Here is a 22,723-nt window from a genome sequence, read left to right as displayed (position 1 = left end):
TCCTAGGTTGTAACCTTGTCCTGCACTATAAATATCGCCGCCTGCCCCTGATGCCCGCCCTGTGCATCAAGCAGATTCCAGATCGTGCAATCTGCGATGTGGAATCTGCGACCGCTCTTTGCCACACGCACACCGGAATAGCCGTCGATGTAACCCTGTTGCGCGACCTTGGCCAATGCCTGCTCGCGCGCTTGCTGCGCCACAGCTTCAGCAGATAGACGTGAAGGCAGTTGTGCGAACTCCTCCGCACTCATCTCGAACTGCTGCAAGGCATAGCGGTTGCCATAGAAGAAGATGGGATCGGCCTCGGTGCCGTGGGCGACGATGGCGAACGGCGCTTCCCACAGCGCTTGCCGCAATGCCTCGGCTTCTTCCGGCAATGCCTGCAGCAGCTGCTTGCCTGTGAGTCGCTGATAGCTTTCCGCGATCAGACGCAGCCGCGCATCAGATGGGCGTGAGCTTGGCATATTCGAGCGCCAGCCACTTGCTGCCGGCGCGTTTGAAGTTGACCTGCACGCGGCCTTCGTTGCCGCTGCCTTCGCTATCCGTCACCACGCCCTCGCCGAACTTCTGGTGGAACACCTGCTGGCCGATGCGCCATGCAGATTTGGGCGAAGGCGGCGCGGGGATGCTGGGCGCACCACCAAACGCGGACACATAGCTTTCCGTCTCGCGGCGACCGGAGTCGAAAGTCTTGCGCGCGGTGAAACGCGGCGTGATCCAGTGCAACAGTTCTTCCGGCAACTCGCGCAGGAAGCTGGACACCAGACCGTAGTGCGTCTTCCCGTGCAGCATGCGGCTCTGCGCGAAGGTGAGATACAAACGGCGACGTGCGCGCGTGATCGCCACATACATCAGTCGGCGCTCCTCGTCGAGGTCGCCGTTGTCGATGCTGTTCTGGTGCGGGAACAATCCCTCTTCCAGGCCAGTGATGAACACGGTGTGGAACTCCAGCCCCTTGGCGGCATGCACCGTCATCAGATGCAGCGCGTCCTCGCTGTCGCCCGCCTGATGCTCGCCCGATTCCAGCGTGGCATGGGTGAGGAAGGCCGTGAGACTGTCGTCCTCGTTCTCATGCACGAACAGCGCAGCCGAGCTGATCAGTTCGTTCAGGTTCTCCAGCCGCTCCTGCGCCTCACGCTTCTTGGCACCGGTCTCGTTCTGGTAGTGCGCCACCAGCCCGCTGTGTTCCAGCACGTGCTCCATGATCTCTGGCAGCGGCAGCCCCTTGGTCGCACTGCGCAGCGCTTCGATGATGCCGACGAAGGCCGTCACCTTGCCGCCCGCACGCGCCGCCGCATCCCACAAGGTTGTGTTGTATTGCTTGGCCGCTTCCTGCAACTGTTCGATGCTGCGCGCGCCGATGCCGCGCGTGGGGAAGTTGATGATGCGCAGCAGGGCGTTGTCGTCGTCGGTGTTCTCCATCAAGCGCAGGTAGGCCAGCGCGTGTTTGATCTCCTGCCGCTCGAAGAAGCGCAGGCCGCCATACACACGATACGACAAGCCCGCCGACACCAGCGCATGTTCCAGCACGCGCGACTGCGCATTGGAGCGATACAGCAAAGCCATCTCGGTGAGGTGCACGCCCTCGCGGCTGAGTTGCTTGATCTCCTCGACGATGAAGGCGGCCTCGTCCACATCGGTGCCCGCTTCGTACACGCGGATCTGCTCACCCTTGTCGGCATCGGTCCACAGGTTCTTGCCGAGGCGCTCGCGGTTGTTGGCGATCAGCGCGTTGGCCGCGTCTAGGATGTTGCCGTGCGAGCGGTAGTTCTGCTCCAGCTTGATGACCGACTCCACATGGAAGTCACGCAACAGTTCCTGCATGTTGCCCACGTTGGCACCACGGAAAGCGTAGATGGATTGGTCGTCATCACCCACGGCAAAGAGCGCATTGCTCTGCCCCGCCAGTAACTTCAGCCAGCGGTACTGCAAGGGATTAGTGTCCTGGAACTCATCCACCAGAATATGTTTGAAACGATCCTGATAGTGCTCGCGCAGCGCCTGATTGCGCGCCAGCAACTCATAGCAGCGCAGCAGCAATTCGGAGAAATCCACCACGCCTTCGCGCTGGCATTGCGCGTCGTATTCTGCGAACACTTCCACCTTTCGGCGTGTGTAGGGATCGTAGGCTTCCACCTCGTGTGCGCGCAGGCCCTGCTCCTTGTTGCCGCTGATGAAGTGCTGCATCTCGCGCGGCGGATATTTCTCGTCGTCCACATTCATCGCCTTCATCAGGCGCTTGATGGCGGAGAGCTGGTCGCCCGAGTCGAGGATCTGGAAGGTCTGCGGCAGATTCGCTTCGCGATGGTGCGCGCGTAGCATGCGGTTGCACAGGCCGTGGAAGGTGCCTATCCACATGCCTCGCGTATTGATAGGCAGCATCGCAGACAAACGCGTCACCATCTCCTTGGCCGCCTTGTTGGTGAAGGTCACTGCCAACAGACCCGACGGCGACACCTGGCTGGTGCTGATGAGATAGGCGATGCGCGTGGTCAGCACGCGCGTCTTGCCGCTGCCCGCACCGGCCAGTATCAGGGCGGACTGGGCGGGGAGTTCGACGGCGGCGCGTTGTTCGGGATTGAGGCCGGCAAGCAGAGAAGAATTCATCGCTGGATTATCCCACAGGCAAGCACACGATTTCCCCCAAACAAAACGGGGAAGCATTTCTGCTTCCCCGCCTTGGTGACGCTTAGAACAATGTTGCTTACTTGTTCTTCTTCTCAATCATCTCGTGCATGATCGGCGAGAGGATGATCTCCATCGCGTGGCTCATCTTGCCGCCGGGCACCACCATGGTATTGGCACGGGACATGAACGAGTTCGGGATCATGGACAGGTAGTACGGGAAGTCCACGCCTTTCGGATTGCGGAAACGGATGACCACGAAGCTTTCGTCCGGTGTCGGGATGTCGCGCGCGATGAAAGGATTGGATGTGTCCACGGTCGCCACACGCTGGAAGTTGATGTCAGTGTGTGTGAACTGCGGGGTGATGTATTTGATGTAGTCCGGCATGCGACGCATGATGGTGTCCACGGTCGCTTCGGCGGAATAGCCTCGCTCGGCCTTGTCGCGATGGATCTTCTGGATCCACTCGAGGTTGACCACCGGCACCACGCCGATGCCGAGGTCGACATACTTACCCGCGTCGACGCCCTTGGCTTCATTCTTGACCAGACCGTGCAGACCTTCGTAGAACAACAGGTCAGAGCCGGCTTCGATGTCTTCCCAGGGTGTGAACACGCCGGGTGTCAGGTCGGTCAGGCCGAAGTGCTTGTTGTGCTCGACGGCTTCCGGCTCGCTGTGCACGTAGTAGCGACGCTTGCACATGCCGGTATCGCCGTATTGCTTGAACATCTCTTCGATCTTGTCGAAGTGATTGGCCTCGGGGCCGAAATGGCTGAAGCTGTTGTTGCCCGCCTTGGTGGCTTCGGCTGCCGCTGCGCGGAAGGCCATGCGGTCCAGGCTATGCAGGCTGTCGCCTTCGATCACGGCGGCCTTGATCTTTTCTCTGCGGAAAATGTTCTCGAACGCGCGTTTGACGGTGGTGGTGCCTGCGCCGGACGAACCGGTTACGGCGATGACGGGGTGCTTGACGGACATAGGTTCTCTCTCCTGAAAACGATATGGATAAAATTTTTGGAGCGCGATTCTACCTTGTTTCGGTTCCGGTAGCGAGGTGCGGGCGGCGCACCTGCGATGTCGCTATAATGCCGAACCTGCAATTTCCAGCCATTCAATCCCCCGACCATGCAACAGCACTATTCACCCAAAGACATCGAAGCCGCCGCCCAGCAACAGTGGGAGGCCACTCAGGCTTTCAAGGCCGACGAGCACAGCAACAAACCCAAATACTATTGCCTGTCCATGTTCCCCTACCCCTCGGGCAAGCTGCACATGGGCCATGTGCGCAACTACACCATCGGCGACGTGTTGAGCCGTTATCACCAGATGAAGGGCTACAACGTGATGCAGCCCATGGGCTGGGACGCTTTCGGCCTTCCGGCCGAGAACGCGGCGATGGCCAACAACGTGCCGCCCGCCGCCTGGACCTATTCCAACATCGACTACATGAAGCAGCAGTTGAAGTCGCTGGGCTTGGGGGTCGACTGGTCGCGCGAAGTGACCACTTGCAAGCCGGACTATTACCGCTGGGAACAATGGCTGTTCACCCGCCTGTTCAAAAAGGGTGTCATATATAAGAAGACCTCCGTGGTGAACTGGGACCCGGTGGACAACACCGTGCTGGCCAACGAGCAAGTGATCGACGGCCGCGGCTGGCGCTCCGGCGCGGTGGTGGAAAAACGCGACATCCCCATGTATTTCTTCCGCATCACCCAGTACGCCGATCAACTACTGGGCGACCTCGACCAGCTCGACGGCTGGCCAGAGCAGGTCAAGACCATGCAGGCCAACTGGATCGGCAAGAGCTACGGCGTGCGCTTCGCCTTCCCCTACGGTACTGGCGAAAAACTCTGGGTGTACACCACCCGTGCCGACACCATCATGGGCGTGACCTTCGTCGCCGTGGCGGCGGAACACCCGCTGGCGGCACTCGCCGCGCAGAACAACACTGCGCTCGCCGCCTTCATCGACGAATGCAAGCTCGGCAGCGTGGCCGAAGCCGACATCGCCACCATGGAAAAGAAGGGCATGGACACCGGCCTCAAGGTCACCCACCCGCTGACCGGCGAGCAAGTGCCGGTGTGGGTCGGCAACTATGTGCTGATGGGTTACGGCGAAGGCGCTGTGATGGCCGTGCCGGCGCATGACGAGCGCGATTTCGGTTTCGCAAAGAAATACGATCTGCCGATCAAGCAATCCATTCAGGTCGCGAGCGAGACCTTCTCCACCGATGCATGGGCCGAGTGGTACGGCGACAAGGAGCGTGGTGTTTGTATCAATTCTGGCAAATACGACGGACTCGGCCACGACGCTGCCGTGGACGCCATCGCTGTCGATCTCGCCGCCAAAGGCTTGGGCGAGAAGAAGACGCAATACCGCCTGCGCGACTGGGGCATCTCGCGCCAGCGCTACTGGGGCTGCCCCATCCCCATCATCCACTGCCCGACTTGCGGCGATGTGGCCGTGCCGGACGAACAGTTGCCGGTGGTGCTGCCGGAGGACGTGGTGCCGGATGGCGCGGGTTCCCCGCTGGCGAAGATGCCCGAGTTCTACGAATGCAGCTGCCCGCAATGCGGCGGTAAGGCACGGCGCGAGACCGACACCATGGACACCTTCGCGGAGTCGAGCTGGTATTACGCGCGTTACGCCAGCCCGCAATGCGACACCGCCATGGTCGACAAAGCAGCCGCCGATAAATGGTTGCCGGTGGATCAATACATCGGCGGTATCGAGCACGCCATCCTGCACCTGCTCTATGCGCGTTTCTTCCACAAGCTGATGCGTGACGAAGGTCTGGTACAGGGCGACGAGCCGTTCAAGAACCTGCTGACGCAAGGCATGGTGGTCGCGCCGACGTTCTACCGCGATCTCGATGGCGGCAAGAAGTTGTGGATCAACCCGGCCGAGGTGGATGTAGAAGTCGATGCCAAGGCGCGCCCGCTGGGTGCCACGCTGAAGACCGACGGCCAGCCGGTGATCATCGGCGGCACCGAGAAGATGTCCAAGTCCAAGAACAACGGCGTCGACCCGCAGGCCATCATCGACGCCTACGGTGCCGACACCGCGCGCCTGTTCATGATGTTCGCCGCGCCACCCGACCAGCAACTGGAATGGTCGGATGCCGGTGTCGAAGGTTCGTTCCGTTTCCTCAAGCGCGTGTGGAAGGCAGTGCATGACCATGTCGAGCAAGGCGTGGTCGCCGCATATAAAGATGGCGAATTGAGTGCCGCCGCGAAAGCCATACGTTTGCAGTTGCACCAGACCATCCAGAAGATCGACGATGACTACGGTCGCCGCAAGACCTTCAACACCGCCATCGCCGCGACCATGGAGCTGCTCAATGCGTTGGGCAAGTTCGACGAAGACACACCTGTCGCACGCAGCGTCGCGCAGGAAGTGCTGGAGAACGCAGTGCTGTTGCTCAACCCCATCGTGCCGCACATCTCCGAATCGTTGTGGACCGCATTGCGTCCCGGTAGCCAGCTACGCGAACAGACCTTCCCCAAGGCCGATCCGGCCGCGCTGGTGCAGGACGAGATCGAGCTGATGATCCAGGTGAACGGCAAGTTGCGCGGCAAACTGATGGTCTCCAAGGACGCGGACAAGGCCAGCATCGAACAGCTCGCACTGGCGCACGAGGCCGTGCAGCGTCATCTGGAAGGCGCGACCGCGAAGAAGGTCATCGTGGTGCCGGGTCGTTTGGTCAACGTGGTGGCTTGATATGACATCCCTGCGCAACATCATGCTGTCCCTCTCGCTGCTGACGCTGGCCGCGTGCGGTTTCCATCTGCGCGGCAGTGACCTGCAGGATGTGCGCTTCGGTTTCAACTCGCTCTATATCAAATCGCAAGGGGAGACACCCTTCGTCGCCGAACTGCGCCGCACCCTGAGCCGGAGCAAGATGGAGCCGGTCGCGACGTCAGACCAGGCTGAACTGATCCTGGAGATCGTTTCAGAGAATGTCGGCAAGCAGATCCTGTCACTGTCCGGCAGCGGTCGTGTGCGCGAGTACCAGTTGAGCTATCGCGTCTCCATGCGCGCCTATGATCTGCAACAAGTCGAGTGGCTGCCGCCGGACGATGTGCAACTGAACCGTGTGTTGTCTTATGACGACGCGCTGATCCTGGCCAAGGAGCAGGAAGAGGCGCAGTTGTACAAGGACATGCGCGCCGATGCCGTGGCGCAGACCGTGCGTCGCCTGATGCGGGCCAAACCGCAGCCGCTGGAATAAACCTACGGCCCATGAACATCTCCAGCGAAGATTTGCCGCGTCATCTGGCCAAGGGCTTGGGTTCGCTGTATGTGATCCACGGTGAAGCTTTGTTGCTCGCCATCGAGGCGGCCGATGCGATACGCGCAGCCGCGCGCGCAGCCGGCTACGATGAACGCGAGGTGTTGATAGCCGACCAGGGCTTCAAATGGTCGGCACTGCGCAATAGCGCGCAGAGCATGTCGCTGTTCTCGGCGCGCAAGGTAATCGACCTGCGCATCCCGGGCGGTAAGCCCGGCGTGGAAGGCGCGCAAGCCTTGCAGGAACACTGCGGAAATCTGAACGCCGACACCTTGACGCTGATCTCGCTGCCCAAACTCGACGGCACGGCGATGAAGAGCAAATGGTTCACAGCGCTGGCGCAGCATGCCACCGTGATCAGCGCGGATGAGGTGTCCATCAATGCGCTGCCCATATGGATCGCCGGGCGATTGAAGCGTCAGGAGCAAAGTGCGGATGCAGACACCCTGGCCTTTCTGGCACAGAAGGTGGAAGGTAACCTGCTCGCTGCCTTCCAGGAGATACAGAAACTTGCCTTGTTGTTCCCGGCCGGGCCGCTCAGCTTCGAGCAGGTGAAGGACTCGGTGATGGATGTGGCACGTTACGACGTGTTCAAACTGTCAGAAGCGATGCTGGCGGGCGATGCGGAACGTTATGTGCGCATCCTCGAAGGTCTGCGCGCCGAAGGTACGGCGACAGTCCTGATCCTGTGGGCCGTGGCAGAGGATATCCGCGCGCTGGCCAAAGTGTCGCGCGCGGTGCAGCAGGGCGGCAATCTGTCCGGTGCCTTGCGCGATGCGCGTGTGTGGGGCATCCGCCAAAAACTGGTGGAACGCGCGGCACGCCGTTTCAATCCGACCTTCGCCGAACGCGCATTGAAACAGGCAGCACAGATCGATCGTCTGGTTAAAGGTTTGCGCCAGGGCGATGTATGGGACGAGCTACTGCAGCTGGGAGTGCGCTGCGCGCGGGCGGGTGCGCGATGAGCGAAGTCTTGCTGGTGGTCACCACCTTGCCGGATCGCGCCACCGCGGAACGTATCGCTGAAGCGCTGGTCACAGCCCGCGTCGCTGCCTGCGTGAATGTACTGGCCGAATGTACGTCGGTCTATCGCTGGCAAGGCAAAGTAGAGCGTGCGGGTGAAGTGCCCCTGCTGATCAAGACCACCCGTGAAGCTTATGCGCGACTGGAAGCGACTTTACGCACCATGCATCCCTATGATGTGCCGGAGATCGTTGCCTTGCCGGTGACGGCTGGATTGCCAGCCTATCTGGATTGGGTGACTCAGGAAACCAAGGATAACGGGAGCCACTAAGAATGATACGTCGTCTGTTATTGATCGCATTGTTAAGCATCACACCGTTGGCGCAAGCCGACATGCTCTCCTTCGGCAGCAAGCCCAAATTCCTGCCGCCGGATCAGGCGTTCTCGCTGGAAGTACGCCCGCTCGATCAGCGCACCCTGATTGCCAGCTTCAACATCACCCCCGGTTATTACCTGTATCGCGACAAGACCACCTTCAGCCTGGGCGAAGGATCCGCCAAGATCGCGCAGGTGTCACTGCCGGAGGGCGAAGCAAAGAACGACCCTAACTTCGGCGTGATGAAAGTGTTCCACAATAGTTTCCAGGCCGAGATCGCACTGCAAGGAGTCGATCCAAAACTGCCGCTGGTGCTGAACGCCAGTTATCAGGGATGCAGCGATGATGGCCTGTGCTATCCGCCCATCGAGAAGACCCTCACGCTCGATCTGGTGACGACCGTCAGCAACCCCGCGTCGGCCGTTTCCCCGCCAACCGAGGATGAGAACTCGCAGATCGCACGCCTGTTCAAGGACGGCAACTTCTGGCTGATCGTGGTCAGCTTCCTGGGGTTCGGCCTGCTGCTCTCGCTCACCCCCTGCGTGTTCCCGATGATCCCCATCCTGTCCGGCATCATCGTCGGGCGCGGCCACAAGATCACCCACACACACGCATTCCTGCTGTCGCTGGCCTATGTGCTGGGCATGGCCATCACCTATGCGGTGGCGGGTGTGGCGGCCGGTTATTCCGGCGCGCTGATCTCCAATGCTTTGCAGACGCCCTGGGTGCTGGGCAGTTTCGCCGCCATCTTTGTCGTGCTGTCGCTGTCCATGTTCGGCCTGTACGAGCTGCAACTGCCCGCCGCACTGCAAAGCAGACTGACCGACACCAGCAACAAGCTGCATGGCGGCCACCTCACCGGCGTGTTCGCCATGGGTGCCTTGTCCGCCATCATCATGGGGCCCTGTGTCGCCGCGCCTCTGGCAGGCGCCCTGCTCTACATCAGCCAGACGCACGATGCTGTGCTGGGTGGCAGCGCCCTGTTCGCGATGGGCCTGGGTATGGGCGTGCCATTGCTGATCATCGGTACTTCGGCAGGCACCTTGCTGCCCAAGGCCGGGCCGTGGATGGAATCGGTGAAGCGCTTCTTCGGCGTGCTGATGCTGGCACTGGCGATCTGGATCGTGTCGCCGGTCATCCCGCTCGCCGCGCAGATGCTGGCCTGGGCGGTACTGCTGATCTTCTGCGCCATCCATCTGCATGCGCTCGACCCGCTGCCCAGCAATGCGCGTGGCATCAAGAAACTGGGCAAAGCGCTCGGCATTCTCTCTTTGCTGCTGGGCGTGGCCTATCTGATCGGCGCACTGTCCGGCGCGCGCGACATCCTGCGCCCGCTGGGCACACTGCCAAACACGGCCGGGGTTGCCGCACCCGCCGAGGCCAAGCTTTTCGAGCGCGTGAAAAGCCTCGCCGCGCTCGAAGCACGCCTGGCGCAAACTCAGGGCAAGGTGGTGATGCTGGACTTCTATGCCGACTGGTGTATCTCGTGCAAGGAGATGGAGCGATTCACCTTCAGTGACCCGGCCATCCATGCGCGCATGAGCAAAGCGCTGCTGTTGCAAGCCGACGTCACCGCCAATGACGCGGACGACAAAGCCCTGCTACAGCGCTTCCAGCTGTTCGGCCCGCCCGCCATCCTATTCTTCGACAAGCAAGGTCGCGAGCAAGCCGATCTGCGCGTGATCGGCTATCAGGATGCGCAGCAGTTCGGCGCGTCGCTCGCCCGGGCTGGTCTATGACTATGATTCCGCTCAACTTCACCGAAATGATGGACAAAGTTCCCCATTTTGCGGCAAACTGCGCGCCATGAAACACATCCTCGTTCTTCACGGCCCCAACCTGAACCTGCTCGGCACGCGCGAGCCAGAGGTGTATGGTCGCGTCACGTTGGATGAAATTAACATCAAATTGGCGGCACAAGCTGAAAAGAGCGGCGCCAAACTGGACTACTTCCAGAGCAATACCGAAGGCATGCTGGTCGACCGCGTGCAGCAGGCGCGTGTCGACGGCACCGACTTCGTCATCATCAACCCGGCCGCATTCACCCACACCAGCGTCGCCTTGCGCGATGCGCTGGCGGCGGTCGCCATCCCTTTCGTCGAGGTGCACCTTTCCAACGTGTTCGCCCGCGAGGCGTTCCGCAAGGAATCGTACTTCTCGGACATCGCGGTCGGCGTCATCAGCGGCTTGGGGGCAACCGGTTACGAACTCGCTTTGCAATTCGCACTACAACATTCTGTAAGGAGCTAAAAAATGGATCTGCGCAAACTGAAGACACTGATCGAACTGGTGGAGAACTCGGGCATCGCCGAGCTGGAACTGACCGAAGGCGAAGAGCATGTGCGCATCTCGCGCGCCAGCTCCGTTGCCGCGCCCATGCAGCATCATATGTATGCCGCCGCGCCGCAGCACGCACCCGCACCGGCCGCCGCGCCAGTGGCTGCCGCACCCGCTGAGCCCGCCCAGCCTGAAGGACACGTGGTCAAGTCGCCGATGGTCGGCACTTTCTACCGCGCCCCTTCCCCTGGTGCCAAGTCTTTCGTCGATATCGGCTCCACCGTGAATGCCGGCGACACCTTGTGCATCATCGAAGCGATGAAACTGTTGAACGAGATCGATACCGACAAGGGCGGCGTCATCAAAGCAGTGCTGGTCGAGAATGGTCAGCCGGTCGAATTCGGCCAGCCGCTGTTCATCGTCGGTTAACGCATCATGGCCGTGTTCGAACGCAAACCCAGAACGTCCGCGCCGGAGAAACCCGTTATGTTTGAAAAGATCCTTATCGCCAATCGCGGCGAGATCGCGCTGCGTATCCAGCGCGCGTGCCGCGAGATGGGCATCAAGACCGTCGCCGTGCACTCCGAGGCGGACGCCGAAGCGAAATACGTGAAACTGGCCGACGAGTCGGTATGTATCGGTCCGGCTTCTTCCAGCCTGAGTTATCTGAGTGTCCCCGCCATCATCAGCGCGGCGGAAGTCACCGACGCGCAGGCCATCCATCCCGGCTACGGCTTCCTGTCCGAGAACGCCGACTTCTCCGAGCGTTGCGAGAAATCCGGCTTCGTGTTCATCGGTCCGCGCGCCGAGACAATCCGCCTGATGGGCGACAAGGTCTCCGCCAAGAACGCCATGAAGAAAGCCGGCGTGCCCTGCGTACCCGGCGTGGACGGCGCACTGCCTGATGACCCGGCCGAGATCATCAAGATCGCCAAGTTCATCGGTTATCCGGTGATCATCAAAGCCTCCGGTGGCGGCGGCGGGCGCGGCATGCGCGTGGTGCACACCGAGGCTGCGCTGCTCAATGCCGTGACCATGACCAAGACCGAAGCACAGGCGGCCTTCAACAATCCCATGGTGTACATGGAGAAGTTCCTGGAGAACCCGCGCCACATCGAGATCCAAGTGCTGGCCGACCAGCACGGCTGTGCGGTATACCTTGGCGAGCGCGACTGCTCCATGCAGCGCCGCCACCAGAAGGTGATCGAAGAAGCGCCCGCACCGGGCGTCGACCGCAAGCTGATCGCCAAGATCGGCGAGCGTTGTGCCGAAGCCTGCCGCAAGATCAACTACCGCGGCGCGGGCACGTTCGAATTCCTGTACGAGAACGGCGAGTTCTTCTTCATCGAGATGAACACCCGTGTGCAGGTGGAGCATCCGGTCACCGAGATGATCACCGGGATCGACATCGTGCAACAGCAGATCCGTATCGCGGCCGGCGAGAAGCTGCCGTTCCGCCAGAAGGACATCCTGTTCCGCGGCCACTCTATCGAGTGCCGCATCAACGCGGAACATCCTTACACCTTCGTGCCGTCGCCGGGCCGCATCAGCAACTGGCACGTACCCGGCGGTCCCGGCATCCGCGTCGATTCGCACGTGTACAACAACTATTTCATCCCGCCGCATTACGACTCGATGATCGGCAAGTTGATCTCCTATGGCGACACGCGCGATCAGGCTATCGCCCGCATGCGCACCGCCTTGTCCGAGATGGTGGTGGAAGGCATCAACACCAACATCCCGCTGCACCAGGAGTTGATGAACGATGCCGCCTTCGTGCGTGGCGGTACCAGCATCCATTATCTGGAACACAAGCTGGCGGAACGTACCAAAGGTAAATAACACATGTCCTGGCTAACGCTGTCGGTCCGGGCGGAAGCCAGTCATGCCGAGGCATTGAGCGAATCACTACTGGCGCATGGCGCATTGTCGGTGGATATGCTCGATGCCGATGCCGACACGCCGGATGAGCAGGCCATCTTCGGCGAACCCGGCGAACCCACCTCCAGCGTGTGGCAGCACAACTTGATCAATGCCCTGTTCGAAGCGGACGCCGACGTCGAGTCCATCCTGCGCACCTGCTACGACGAACTGGGCATCACTGCCCCCGCCGAACATCGTATCGAGACACTGGAAGAGAACGACTGGGTGCGCCTCACCCAGTCACAGTTCGACCCCATCCGCATCAGTGATCGCCTGTGGATCGTGCCGACCTGGCATGAAGCCAGCGACCCCTCCGCCATCAATATCGCGCTCGACCCGGGTCTTGCTTTCGGTACCGGCAGCCATCCAACCACGCGCTTGTGCCTGCGCTGGCTGGATGCCCATATCCGGGGCGGCGAGACGGTGCTGGATTACGGCTGCGGTTCCGGCATCCTCGCCATCGCCGCGATGAAGCTGGGGGCGAGCAGCACCGTCGGCGTGGACATCGATCCACAGGCGGTGATCGCCAGCCGCGACAATGCTCAGGCGAACCATGTCGAAGCGGATTTCTTCATCCCGGATGGCGTCAAGCTCACGCAATACGATGTAGTGGTCGCAAACATCCTCACCAATCCGCTACGCGCACTGGCACCGTTGCTGTCGAACGCCGCCAAGTCGGGCGGCCGCATCGTGCTGTCGGGCATCCTCGCTGATCAGGCGGATGAAGTGATGCGCATCTATTCGCAATGGTTCGACTTCGCCCCGGCGGTGATCGAAGATGGCTGGTGTTGCCTGTCCGGAGTGAAACGATGAGCGACACCACGCTCTGCCCGCAATGCGCCACCCGTTTCAAGGTCAGCGAGGAACAGCTCGAAGCCCATGACGGCATGGTGCGTTGCGGTCGTTGCCAGAACGTGTTCAATGCACGCGAACATCTGCAGGAAGAAGAGCCCAGCCCGCAATTGAGCTTGCTGATCGATGAGGAGCCCGCTGCCGTGGCAGAGGACTCCGGTGACGACACCGTCAAATTGCCCGTCGCTGAGACCCCACCCGATAGCGAAGCAGAAGCCGTCGATGGAAAAATCGATGGCGCGCCCTTGGCAACGGAAGGAGCCGTTACGCTGGATGAGACCAGCGACAGCTCCGTGGACGTGGCGCCTGAAGAACAGTCCGGCCATCCCGACCTCACGCCCATCCCGAATCTGACCGGACTGGAGGACGAGCCCGCCACGCTGGCGCAGCAAGTGCAGTTCGTGGACGACCCCGTCGAAGCGGATGAAGCCGCCACCCGCAAACCCAAGCGTTATCTGGCCACCTTTTTCGGCGTGACCCTGTTCCTGCTACTGACCGCCCAAGCCACTTATCACTTCCGCGACGCACTGGCAGTGAAGCTGCCCGGACTCAAGCCCTTGCTGGTGCAGCTCTGCAACCAACTCGAGTGCACCGTCGAATTGCCGCGCGAGGCGGAACTGCTGTCCATCGAATCTTCCGAACTGGAAGCGCATGCCAAGTTGATGAATGTCATCACCCTGCACGCACTGCTGCATAACCGCGCCAGATACGCACAAGCCTGGCCCAGCCTGGAACTCACCCTCACCGACTCGCGCGACGAAGTCATCGCCCGCCGCAGTTTCCACCCTGCCGACTACCTCAATAGCGATGAAGAGATGGAACAGGGCATCGGTCACAACCGCGAGCGGGAGATCGCCTTGCGACTGGATACAACCGACCTTCGTCCGAGCGGTTACCGGCTTTTGCTGTTCTATCCGCAATAAGCCACGAACCTGAATTGGCTGGAAGAGACGCCAAACACTGCTACGTCAAGCCACCTCACACCGAAGCCCCTCAACAAGTAAGGGAAGCAAAAACTCTCCCTCATGCCGCTGCATGCCGGCAGCGGCACGCTTGTTTGGCATACGTCTCAGGACAGGCAACGGCGTATCCTTGAACCGACCAAAAGCAAGGAGGCTTCCTCGGCAGACAAAAAACAGGGGAGACCGAAGTCTCCCCTGTTTCATTGGTGCTTGTGCCTGGTTCGGATCCCGGCGAACCGGAACCCTTATATCAGCTCAAACTTACCAGGCGGACTCAAGCATCAGGGTCAGCAGGTTCTTGCCTGTGGAACCAACCACTGTCGCATCACTTGCACCGCCTGCATTGAATGCAGTACCGGAACCGATAGAGTAGTTGGCAACTACAGCCACGTTTTGCATCAGGTCATACACGCCAGTGAAGGTGATGTACTTCTCCGATTCGCCAGCGCCGTTCGTGCCGCTCAGGTAGTTGGCACCAACCGACAGCGTATGCGGGATCACAGTGAAATCCGCACCGATTTGAGTAGCTTTTACGTCGTTAGTAGTGCTGGCGTTGAACTGACTCGCCACAGTTCCATTGCCCTTGGCCGCTTTGGAATATGCGAAGTACAAGCCGGTTTCCATGCCGGCCAGTTCACCATGAGCTTGTGCAGTCAGACCGTTGCCCTTGGTGGCGACCTTGGTTGCAGCAGTTGTTCCAGTGTAGCTTTCGCCAGTCACGAATTCAGCACTGATCACCGTTGCGAAGTCAGCGATAGTCGGCGTAGCAGCGATATGCACTGCAGTCGAAGACATCTGGGTTGCTGCCACAAATTGGGGTGCAAAGCGGGACACGTTGATGTAGCCCATGTCGGAACGCACTACCGCAGCGATACCGGTGGATGCGCCTTGACCGATGCCTGTGTACTGGTGCGCGAACACTTGCGTGCGGTTCTCAGCCCAACGGATCGCACGGTTCAGCGCGTTGCTGGATTCTGTGTAGCCGTAGAATGCGCCCAAAGAGTCGGTTGTGAACGGAATCACGGAGACCGATGCGGAGTCCAGTTCAACTACGACCGGCACGCGCAGGCCAGCAGCAAAAGCACCGGCAGCCTTCAGGTTGTTTTCCATCATCATGCCGACCTTGAGTGCGCCGCTGTCCGCCACGCGACCGCCGAAGAACAAGGAATATTCGTCAGGGAACTGCCACTGACCACCATTAGTTGAAGAACCAGAAACGGCACCCGCTGCATCAGAGCCGTTGGTCTTCTGATAACGAACCTTCAACAGTACAGCCGCGTTCAGAGAAGCCGGGATAGACAGGTTCTCGTCTTCAACCTTTTCTTGTGCGCCCATCATGGTGAAGCCTGCTGCCTTGAATGCACGACCAAAACCGTTCAGAACGGGGAAGTGTTGTGCGTGGCAAGCAGCGCAAGCCATGCCGGTCTGACGTGAGAATGCCGGGATGGCGGATGCTTCCGGTGCGAAGGCCACAGCGGCCATGACGCCTGCCAATGACAGTACGATTTTCTTCATTGCGTAATTCCTCCAGAACGAAGTATTCAAGTTTCCCAATGATTCCTTGTGCGATTGGGTAACTGACTGATGCACAAGCCGGCGGCGATGCTAGCAACGCCCCCGTAAGTGCCCCGTCAAGGAGAGGTGAAGGAAATGTGAAGTCGGTTTTTTTGCAACAACCCTGCTTGCGCGTGGGCGCAGCAGGAGGAATCAGATGGGCGCTTCGGGAATGAAATTCACTGTCACAGTCGTCCCTTGCCCGGCGATGCTGTCTATCACGATGTGCCAGCCGTACCGTTCGCAGATGCGTTTGACCAAAGACAGTCCGACCCCAAACCCGGCACTCTGCCGGCCCTTGTAGTGCCGTTCGAATACGCGAGTCCGCTCTTCACCGTCCATACCGACGCCGGTGTCGCTGACGACCAGACTATCCCTGTGCAGAACGAGCCGAACGATGCCTGCCTGTGTGTGGAACATCGCGTTGCGCAACAGGTTGCTCACCACGATCTCAAGCAGTGCTTGCTCGACGGGCAGCGACGGCTCCGCTTGCAGCTCCAGCATCAATTCCACCGGTCGTTCGGCGAGCAGATGGCGATGTTTCTCTACCGCATCTTTCACGATAGTCGCCACGGGGCACAGCGGCTCGTCCGCACCGGGCTGGCGCTCGCGCGACATCAATAACAAAGCGCGGGTCATCTCGGTCATGTCCTGCACGGCACGCTTGATGCGAATCAGCCGCTCGCGTTGCTTGCCGGACAGGGATGCATCCTGCTCCAGCACCTCCACCGCCCCCATGATCACCGCCAAAGGTGTACGCAACTCATGGCTGACATCACCGGTAAAGTTCTTCTCCCGCTCCACGAATTCACCCAGCCGCTGCACATAGTGCTCGAACGTGCGCGCCAGTTCACCGACCTCGTCATCTTGCACCAGCTTGGTCAGCGGAAGGTTCGACATGCCGGGCTCAGCTTGCCGGACCTGATCCGCCAGACGCGTGACCGGCGCCACGACGCGGATAGCCAGCCAGAAGCCGCCGCCAGCCGATGCCAAAGTCATGAACAAGGTGAAGGCGACCAAAATACCGGCGAACTCAGCTTCATGCTGAAGCTGCGTATCGATATCGAACAACATGAAGTAGCTAATCCCCTCACGTTCTGCGACCAAGACCCGGTAGTGGTGCTCCTCTATACTCACATCGTGAATGCCGGGCGACAGCCCTCTGACTTCATCAGGGATGTTTCGACTGGGTTCCTTTTCGGAATAGACAAACCCCTTTATGGACATGGTGTTCGGTGGCGTGTAGGAAGGATGCCCATAGCGTGCGACCGCGTCCTGCAGTTCGTCCTGCAAGGTCTCATCGATCAATTGGTTGCCCAGATGCTGGGCAAAAACGAACAGTGCGCTGGAGAGCAGCAGACTCAGCAGCACCCCAAAGCTTGCAAATACGAATGCGACCCTGAAGCGGAGACTATGCCTGCGACTCATCTTCGACCTTTAACTGATAGCCGAAACCGCGCACGGTATGCAGCAATTTGCTCTGAAACGGCTTGTCGACCAGTTCGCGCAGCAAATACCAGTGTGCGCGCAAGGAATCGCTATCCGGCCGTGCCTCGCCCCAAATTGCCCGTTCGATATCACCTCTGGCAACGACCTGCGGCGATCTGGCCATCAGCAGTTCCAATATCTTGTACGGGATCGGCGGCAGTAGTATCTGGGTGCCTGCGCGTTTGACCGTAATGGTGAGCGGATCAAGGCTGAGGTCGGCCACAGCCATACCCCGTTTTTGAGTCAACCCGCTGCCGCGCCGCTGCAAAACGCGTAAACGCAACTCCACTTCCCGCAGTTCCGCCGGCTTGACCAGATAATCGTCCGCCCCGGCCTCCAGCCCTCGGATCTTGTCCTCAAGCTCATCGCGAGCGGTGATCATCAGGATAGGCGTGTGCTTGCCGGCTTCCGTCCGTAATTTTTTGCACAGGGTGATGCCATCCATACCCGGCAGCATCAGATCGAGCACGATGGCGTCGTAATCGTTGACCACTGCCAGATGCAGCCCGGTGATGCCATCCCCCGCCGCATCCACCACATGACCTTTCGCCTCCATGAAGTCGAACATATTGGAGGCCAGATCGCGATTGTCTTCGATGATCAATACATGCATGGTGGTCCGTCCTGACAAGGTAATAGCTGTGAAGCCGAGGCGCGCACCATACCACCACAAATAATGTGAGAGCCAGCGGGCTTGCCATTGCATGACAAAACTTCCGGTATAATCCGCCCGCCGTTCAAACCGATGGGAGAGTGTGCTGTCATCAGCACCGCCGAAGGCGTAACACCCGCAACCGCTCAGGCACCATGTACTATCGGGACAGGCAAATCTGGAGAGCGCTGTTAAGTCAGCCACCGAAGGGGCACGCGGATATTCCGTAATCTCTCAGGTACCAAGGACAGATGGGGGCGAGGCTATGTGGCCTCGCCCTTTTTTATCGCCCGGAAAACATACATGACGCTCAAGACGACTCCTTTGAATGCAGCCCACCGCGCCATGGGCGCCAAGATGGTGGATTTCGGCGGCTGGGATATGCCGGTGAACTACGGTTCGCAGATCGACGAACACCATCAGGTGCGCAACGATGTCGGCATGTTCGACGTGTGCCACATGCGCGTTGTGGATGCCAAAGGCGACGGCGTGCGCGCCTTCCTGCGCTACCTGTTGGCTAACAACGCCGACAAGATCACCGTGCCCGGCAAAGCGTTGTATTCCGCCATGCTGCGCCCCGAAGGTGGTGTGATCGACGACCTCATCATCTACTTCATGACCGAGCAGTGGTTCCGCATCGTGGTCAACGCGGGCACGGCGGACAAGGACATCGCGTGGATGAAGGAGCAGGCTGCAGTACACGCGCCGAACCTCACCATCACGTCGCGCGACGACCTCGCCATGGTCGCGGTGCAGGGCCCGAATGCACGTGCCAAGGCATGGCAAGTGCTGCCGCAGACCAAGGACGCGACCGAGCATCTGGTGAATTTCCAGGCCGCCGACTGCGGTGAATACTTCATTGCCCGCACCGGCTACACCGGCGAAGACGGTTTCGAAGTGATGCTACCGAAAGAAAAAGTGGAAGCGTTCTGGTATGACCTGAACAAGGCGGGCGTGAAACCTATCGGCCTCGGCGCGCGCGACACGCTGCGTCTGGAGGCAGGTATGAACCTGTACGGTCAGGACATGGACGAGACGGTCGGCCCGCTGGAATCCGGTCTGGCGTGGACTGTGGATCTGAAGAGCGAGCGTGACTTCATCGGCAAGGCAGCACTGCTGGCCAACCCGCCAAGCAAGAAGCTGGTTGGCCTGCTGTTGCTGGATCGCGGCGTGTTGCGCGGCCACCAGAAGGTCGTCACGCCGCATGGCGACGGTGAGATCACCAGCGGCACCTTCTCGCCCACACTGGAGAAATCCATCGCGCTGGCGCGCGTGCCGAACGGCGTTGCCGTCGGCGACACCGTGCAAGTCGTTATCCGCGATAAGATGCTGGCTGCGCAAGTCGTGAAATACCCATTCGCCCGCAACGGCAAGGGCCTGATTTAATTTTCTTTGAGGACTAGACCATGAGCAATCCGACCGACCTGAGATACACCGCCTCCCACGAATGGGTGAAGACTGAAGCCGACGGCAGCATCACCGTCGGCATCACTGACCACGCGCAGGAACTGCTGGGCGACATGGTGTTCGTTGAGGCACCCGCTGCCGGCCGCAAGCTGAAAGCCGGCGAAGAGTGCGCCGTGGTGGAATCTGTGAAGGCTGCCGCCGACGTGTACGCACCGGTCGCCGGTGAAGTGACCGCCGCCAACGCCGATCTGGATAACGCACCGGAAGCCATCAATAACGAACCGTACGGCGCCTGGATCTTCAAGATGAAGCCGGACAATGCCGCCGACGTTGCCGCGCTGATGGATGCCGCAGCCTATCAGGCGCATGTAGACAGCGAAGCGCACTAAACCAGAACCATCGCCACTGGGGACACAGGACACCTGTGCTCGCAGTGGCGTTTTCAATTACTCCTGACATCCCGAGCTCACCATGAACACCGACCATTTCGTCACACGCCACAACGGTTCCAACGCACAAGACGTGCAAGCCATGCTGGACAAGATCAACGCGCCTACGCTGGATGCACTGATCGATCAGACCGTGCCTGCCGCCATCCGTTTGCAGCAGCCGTTGAAACTGGCGGACGGGATGTCGGAACATGAGTTCCTCGATCATCTGCGTGGTATCGCGGCAAAGAACAAGTTGTACAAGAGCTACATCGGCCTGGGCTATTACGGCACCGTGTTGCCCGCCGTGATCCAGCGCAACGTTCTGGAGAACCCGGGCTGGTACACCGCCTACACACCCTACCAGGCCGAGATCGCGCAGGGACGGCTGGAAGCGTTGCTGAACTACCAGACCATGGTGATGGACCTGACCGGCATGGAGATCGCCAACGCCTCGCTGCTGGATGAAGCCACTGCCGCCGCCGAAGCGATGACCATGTTGCACGGCCTGCGTTCGCGCGACGATGTGGCCGCAGGCAAGAACAGCTTCTTCGTATCGCACGAATGCTATCCGCAGACCATCGAGTTGCTGAAGACACGAGCCAAGCCGCTGGGCATCGAACTGGTGATCGGCGACTTCAAGACCGTCACGCTGAATGACCAGCTATACGGCGCATTGCTGCAATACCCGAGCGCCGATGGCACGGTGCATGACTACGCCGATTTCGTCGCGCGCGCCAAAGCGAGCGGCATGAGCATCGCGGTGGCGGCTGACATCCTCAGTCTGGTTCTGCTCACACCGCCGGGCGAGTGGGGTGCGGACGTAGTGTTCGGTTCCACCCAGCGCTTCGGTGTACCGATGGGTTACGGCGGCCCGCACGCCGCATACTTCGCCTGCCGCGATGCACACAAGCGTTCCATGCCGGGCCGCATCATCGGCGTATCGGTGGATGCCGACGGTAACCCTGCCTTGCGTATGGCGCTGCAGACACGCGAACAACATATCCGCCGCGAGAAGGCCACTTCCAACATCTGCACCGCGCAGGCACTGCTGGCGATCATGGCCGGTATGTACGCGGTGTATCACGGTGCGGAAGGGCTGCGCGGCATCGCACGCCGCGTGCATCAAGCGACTGCCGTACTCGCGGGTGAATTGAAAAAACTGGGCTACCAGCTCGCCGACGGCACGTTCTTCGACACGCTGCATCTGCTGAACACCGACAACGTGAAGATCCACGCACTGGCCGAAGCCGCGCAGATCAACTTCCGCTACACCGCCGACGGCCTCACGCTGTCGCTGGACGAGACGGCATCTGTCGCCGACCTGAATGCCATCCTCGCCGTGTTTGCGCAGGCTGCGGAAAAAACCGCACCATCTGTGTCCCGCGAACAAGTGATCGCCCAAGCGCTGATGTTCACGCCGCGCAGCTCGACCGTCCTCACGCACGCGGTGTTCAACGTGTATCACACCGAAACCGAGATGATGCGTTACATCAAGCGTCTGGAGAACAAGGACCTGTCGCTGACGCACTCCATGATCTCGCTCGGTTCCTGCACCATGAAGCTTAATGCGGCCTCAGAGATGCTGGGTTTGACCTGGCCCGCATTCGCCAACCTGCATCCCTTCGTGCCGCTGGAACAGGCAGAAGGTTATGCCGAATTGATCGCCGGCCTAGATGCAGACCTGTCCGAGATCACTGGTTTCGCCAAGATGAGCTTCCAGCCAAACAGCGGCGCGTCCGGCGAATACGCGGGCTTGCTGGTCATTCAGGCTTATCACCGTTCGCGCGGCGAAGCACAGCGAAACGTGGTGCTGATCCCCTCTTCTGCGCACGGCACCAACCCGGCCAGCGCCGCGATGTGCGGCATGAAGATCGTGATCGTGAAGTGCGATGCACGCGGCAACATCGACGTGGACGATCTGCGCACCAAAGCGGAAGAACACAAGGACGACTTGTCCTGCCTGATGGTGACCTACCCCAGCACGCACGGCGTGTACGAGGAATCCATCAAGGACATCACCGCCATCATCCACGCCAACGGCGGTCAGGTGTACATGGACGGCGCGAACATGAACGCGCAGGTCGGCCTCACCAGCCCCGGCAACATCGGCGCGGACGTGTGCCACCTCAACCTGCACAAGACCTTCGCCATCCCGCACGGCGGCGGCGGACCGGGTGCAGGCCCGATCGGTGTAGCTGCACATCTCGCACCGTTCCTGCCTTCGCACCCAGTGGTGAAAGTCGGCGGCACGCAAGGCATCCATGCGGTATCCGCCGCGCCTTACGGCAGCGCGCTGATCCTGCTGATCTCCTACGGCTACATCAAGATGATGGGTGGCAAGGGACTGACCGAGGCGACGAAGATGGCGATCCTGAATGCGAACTACATCAAGGAGTCGCTAAAGGACAGCTACGCCACGCTGTACAGCGGCAGCAACGGCCGCTGCGCGCACGAGATGATTTTGGATTGCCGCGAGTGGAAGAAGGAAGGCGTGGAAGTGGCCGACATCGCCAAACGTTTGATGGACTTCGGCTTCCACGCGCCGACCACTTCCTTCCCGGTGGTAGACACGCTGATGGTGGAACCGACCGAGAGCGAATCCAAATCCGAGCTGGATAGATTCTGCGCGGCGATGATCGCCATCCGTGGCGAGATCGAAGAAGTCGTGAGCGGCAAGGTGGACAAGAAGGACAACATCCTCAAACACGCACCGCACACTGCCAGGTCGGTGTGCGCCAATGAGTGGGCACGTCCTTACTCGCGTGAGCAGGCTGCTTATCCGCTGCCCTACGTGCGCGAGAATAAATTCTGGCCGGCCGTGGCGCGGGTGGATAATGTGTACGGTGACAAGAACCTCATCTGTTCTTGCCCGCCAGTATCCAGCTACATTTGATTCACTCCGTCATTCCCCCTTCGCGGGA

Annotated in this window: 19 protein-coding genes and 1 riboswitch; of the genes, 13 read left to right on the top strand and 6 right to left on the bottom strand. The window is 60.3% G+C overall.

Annotated elements, in window-relative coordinates:
• Window positions 1-2: 2 nt before the first annotated feature.
• From ACYCZ5_RS05115 to ACYCZ5_RS05105, 3 genes are all read right to left on the bottom strand, one after another.
• Window positions 3-467, bottom strand: a complete 465-nt coding sequence (locus tag ACYCZ5_RS05115) for an MEKHLA domain-containing protein (RefSeq protein WP_461543706.1) — start codon at window positions 465-467, stop codon at window positions 3-5.
• Window positions 445-2,610: a UvrD-helicase domain-containing protein gene (locus ACYCZ5_RS05110; RefSeq protein ID WP_461543705.1), complete on the bottom strand. Its 2,166-nt coding sequence runs from the start codon at window positions 2,608-2,610 to the stop codon at window positions 445-447. Before ACYCZ5_RS05110 ends, ACYCZ5_RS05115 begins: the two co-directional genes overlap by 23 nt.
• 97 nt (window positions 2,611-2,707) lie before the next feature.
• Window positions 2,708-3,604, bottom strand: coding sequence for a phosphoribulokinase (locus ACYCZ5_RS05105; RefSeq protein ID WP_461543704.1), 897 nt, complete (start codon window positions 3,602-3,604; stop codon window positions 2,708-2,710).
• 147 nt (window positions 3,605-3,751) lie between these two features.
• Between ACYCZ5_RS05105 and leuS the strand changes: the two genes are divergently transcribed.
• From leuS to ACYCZ5_RS05055, 10 genes are all read left to right on the top strand, one after another.
• On the top strand, window positions 3,752-6,346 hold the full coding sequence (leuS, locus tag ACYCZ5_RS05100) for a leucine--tRNA ligase (protein ID WP_461543703.1): 2,595 nt from the start codon (window positions 3,752-3,754) through the stop codon (window positions 6,344-6,346).
• A gap of 1 nt (window position 6,347) precedes the next feature.
• Window positions 6,348-6,857 carry an LPS-assembly lipoprotein LptE gene (locus ACYCZ5_RS05095; RefSeq protein WP_461543702.1) on the top strand — a complete coding sequence of 170 codons (510 nt, stop codon included), beginning with the start codon at window positions 6,348-6,350 and terminating at the stop codon, window positions 6,855-6,857.
• A gap of 11 nt (window positions 6,858-6,868) precedes the next feature.
• Window positions 6,869-7,882: a DNA polymerase III subunit delta gene (gene holA / locus ACYCZ5_RS05090; RefSeq protein WP_461543701.1), complete on the top strand. Its 1,014-nt coding sequence runs from the start codon at window positions 6,869-6,871 to the stop codon at window positions 7,880-7,882.
• Window positions 7,879-8,211 carry a divalent-cation tolerance protein CutA gene (gene cutA, locus ACYCZ5_RS05085; protein ID WP_461543700.1) on the top strand — a complete coding sequence of 111 codons (333 nt, stop codon included), beginning with the start codon at window positions 7,879-7,881 and terminating at the stop codon, window positions 8,209-8,211. Before holA ends, cutA begins: the two co-directional genes overlap by 4 nt.
• A 2-nt stretch (window positions 8,212-8,213) precedes the next feature.
• Window positions 8,214-9,995, top strand: coding sequence for a protein-disulfide reductase DsbD (gene dsbD / locus ACYCZ5_RS05080; RefSeq protein WP_461543699.1), 1,782 nt, complete (start codon window positions 8,214-8,216; stop codon window positions 9,993-9,995).
• Between the two features lie 67 nt (window positions 9,996-10,062).
• Window positions 10,063-10,506 (top strand): type II 3-dehydroquinate dehydratase, encoded by a 444-nt coding sequence (gene aroQ, locus ACYCZ5_RS05075; protein ID WP_461543698.1) that lies wholly within the window; start codon window positions 10,063-10,065, stop codon window positions 10,504-10,506.
• A gap of 3 nt (window positions 10,507-10,509) precedes the next feature.
• A complete protein-coding gene (gene accB / locus ACYCZ5_RS05070; RefSeq protein WP_461543697.1) occupies window positions 10,510-10,962 on the top strand; it encodes an acetyl-CoA carboxylase biotin carboxyl carrier protein in 453 nt (150 codons plus the stop codon).
• Window positions 10,963-11,019: 57 nt separating this feature from the next.
• Window positions 11,020-12,375 carry an acetyl-CoA carboxylase biotin carboxylase subunit gene (accC, locus tag ACYCZ5_RS05065; protein WP_461543696.1) on the top strand — a complete coding sequence of 452 codons (1,356 nt, stop codon included), beginning with the start codon at window positions 11,020-11,022 and terminating at the stop codon, window positions 12,373-12,375.
• 3 nt (window positions 12,376-12,378) lie between these two features.
• Entirely contained in the window at window positions 12,379-13,269 is an 891-nt protein-coding gene (gene prmA / locus ACYCZ5_RS05060) for a 50S ribosomal protein L11 methyltransferase (protein ID WP_461543695.1), read from the top strand.
• The gene (locus tag ACYCZ5_RS05055) at window positions 13,266-14,231 is read left to right on the top strand and encodes a DUF3426 domain-containing protein (protein WP_461543694.1); all 966 of its coding nucleotides are present in this window, start codon (window positions 13,266-13,268) and stop codon (window positions 14,229-14,231) included. Before prmA ends, ACYCZ5_RS05055 begins: the two co-directional genes overlap by 4 nt.
• 300 nt (window positions 14,232-14,531) lie before the next feature.
• Here the strand turns inward: ACYCZ5_RS05055 and ACYCZ5_RS05050 are convergent, their stop codons facing one another.
• From ACYCZ5_RS05050 to ACYCZ5_RS05040, 3 genes are all read right to left on the bottom strand, one after another.
• Entirely contained in the window at window positions 14,532-15,785 is a 1,254-nt protein-coding gene (locus ACYCZ5_RS05050) for a hypothetical protein (protein ID WP_461543693.1), read from the bottom strand.
• A gap of 192 nt (window positions 15,786-15,977) precedes the next feature.
• Entirely contained in the window at window positions 15,978-17,195 is a 1,218-nt protein-coding gene (locus ACYCZ5_RS05045; protein WP_461543692.1) for a sensor histidine kinase, read from the bottom strand.
• Window positions 17,196-17,235: 40 nt separating this feature from the next.
• Window positions 17,236-18,018: a response regulator transcription factor gene (locus tag ACYCZ5_RS05040; RefSeq protein ID WP_461543691.1), complete on the bottom strand. Its 783-nt coding sequence runs from the start codon at window positions 18,016-18,018 to the stop codon at window positions 17,236-17,238.
• Between the two features lie 114 nt (window positions 18,019-18,132).
• Window positions 18,133-18,225, top strand: a riboswitch (glycine riboswitch).
• Window positions 18,226-18,267: 42 nt separating this feature from the next.
• On the opposite strand from ACYCZ5_RS05040, the gene gcvT reads away from it, so the two are divergent.
• The 3 genes from gcvT to gcvP all read left to right on the top strand — a co-directional run bounded on the left by gcvT (window position 18,268) and on the right by gcvP (window position 22,695).
• On the top strand, window positions 18,268-19,350 hold the full coding sequence (gene gcvT / locus ACYCZ5_RS05035) for a glycine cleavage system aminomethyltransferase GcvT (RefSeq protein WP_461543690.1): 1,083 nt from the start codon (window positions 18,268-18,270) through the stop codon (window positions 19,348-19,350).
• A gap of 20 nt (window positions 19,351-19,370) precedes the next feature.
• Window positions 19,371-19,760 (top strand): glycine cleavage system protein GcvH, encoded by a 390-nt coding sequence (gene gcvH / locus ACYCZ5_RS05030; RefSeq protein ID WP_461543689.1) that lies wholly within the window; start codon window positions 19,371-19,373, stop codon window positions 19,758-19,760.
• Between the two features lie 82 nt (window positions 19,761-19,842).
• A complete protein-coding gene (gene gcvP / locus ACYCZ5_RS05025; RefSeq protein ID WP_461543688.1) occupies window positions 19,843-22,695 on the top strand; it encodes an aminomethyl-transferring glycine dehydrogenase in 2,853 nt (950 codons plus the stop codon).
• Window positions 22,696-22,723 lie beyond the last annotated feature (28 nt).

This window comes from Sideroxydans sp., assembly GCF_054604835.1.
This window is presented reverse-complemented; position numbering and strand designations above follow the sequence as displayed.

What these genes read in the sequence shown, in the direction of transcription:
- ACYCZ5_RS05115 (WP_461543706.1), bottom strand. Translation starts at nt 467, where the DNA reads ATGCCAAGCTCACGCCCATCTGATGCGCGGCTGCGTCTGATCGCGGAA.
- ACYCZ5_RS05110 (WP_461543705.1), bottom strand. Translation starts at nt 2,610, where the DNA reads ATGAATTCTTCTCTGCTTGCCGGCCTCAATCCCGAACAACGCGCCGCC.
- ACYCZ5_RS05105 (WP_461543704.1), bottom strand. Translation starts at nt 3,604, where the DNA reads ATGTCCGTCAAGCACCCCGTCATCGCCGTAACCGGTTCGTCCGGCGCA.
- leuS (WP_461543703.1), top strand. Translation starts at nt 3,752, where the DNA reads ATGCAACAGCACTATTCACCCAAAGACATCGAAGCCGCCGCCCAGCAA.
- ACYCZ5_RS05095 (WP_461543702.1), top strand. Translation starts at nt 6,348, where the DNA reads ATGACATCCCTGCGCAACATCATGCTGTCCCTCTCGCTGCTGACGCTG.
- holA (WP_461543701.1), top strand. Translation starts at nt 6,869, where the DNA reads ATGAACATCTCCAGCGAAGATTTGCCGCGTCATCTGGCCAAGGGCTTG.
- cutA (WP_461543700.1), top strand. Translation starts at nt 7,879, where the DNA reads ATGAGCGAAGTCTTGCTGGTGGTCACCACCTTGCCGGATCGCGCCACC.
- dsbD (WP_461543699.1), top strand. Translation starts at nt 8,214, where the DNA reads ATGATACGTCGTCTGTTATTGATCGCATTGTTAAGCATCACACCGTTG.
- aroQ (WP_461543698.1), top strand. Translation starts at nt 10,063, where the DNA reads ATGAAACACATCCTCGTTCTTCACGGCCCCAACCTGAACCTGCTCGGC.
- accB (WP_461543697.1), top strand. Translation starts at nt 10,510, where the DNA reads ATGGATCTGCGCAAACTGAAGACACTGATCGAACTGGTGGAGAACTCG.
- accC (WP_461543696.1), top strand. Translation starts at nt 11,020, where the DNA reads ATGTTTGAAAAGATCCTTATCGCCAATCGCGGCGAGATCGCGCTGCGT.
- prmA (WP_461543695.1), top strand. Translation starts at nt 12,379, where the DNA reads ATGTCCTGGCTAACGCTGTCGGTCCGGGCGGAAGCCAGTCATGCCGAG.
- ACYCZ5_RS05055 (WP_461543694.1), top strand. Translation starts at nt 13,266, where the DNA reads ATGAGCGACACCACGCTCTGCCCGCAATGCGCCACCCGTTTCAAGGTC.
- ACYCZ5_RS05050 (WP_461543693.1), bottom strand. Translation starts at nt 15,785, where the DNA reads ATGAAGAAAATCGTACTGTCATTGGCAGGCGTCATGGCCGCTGTGGCC.
- ACYCZ5_RS05040 (WP_461543691.1), bottom strand. Translation starts at nt 18,018, where the DNA reads ATGCAATGGCAAGCCCGCTGGCTCTCACATTATTTGTGGTGGTATGGT.
- gcvT (WP_461543690.1), top strand. Translation starts at nt 18,268, where the DNA reads ATGACGCTCAAGACGACTCCTTTGAATGCAGCCCACCGCGCCATGGGC.
- gcvH (WP_461543689.1), top strand. Translation starts at nt 19,371, where the DNA reads ATGAGCAATCCGACCGACCTGAGATACACCGCCTCCCACGAATGGGTG.
- gcvP (WP_461543688.1), top strand. Translation starts at nt 19,843, where the DNA reads ATGAACACCGACCATTTCGTCACACGCCACAACGGTTCCAACGCACAA.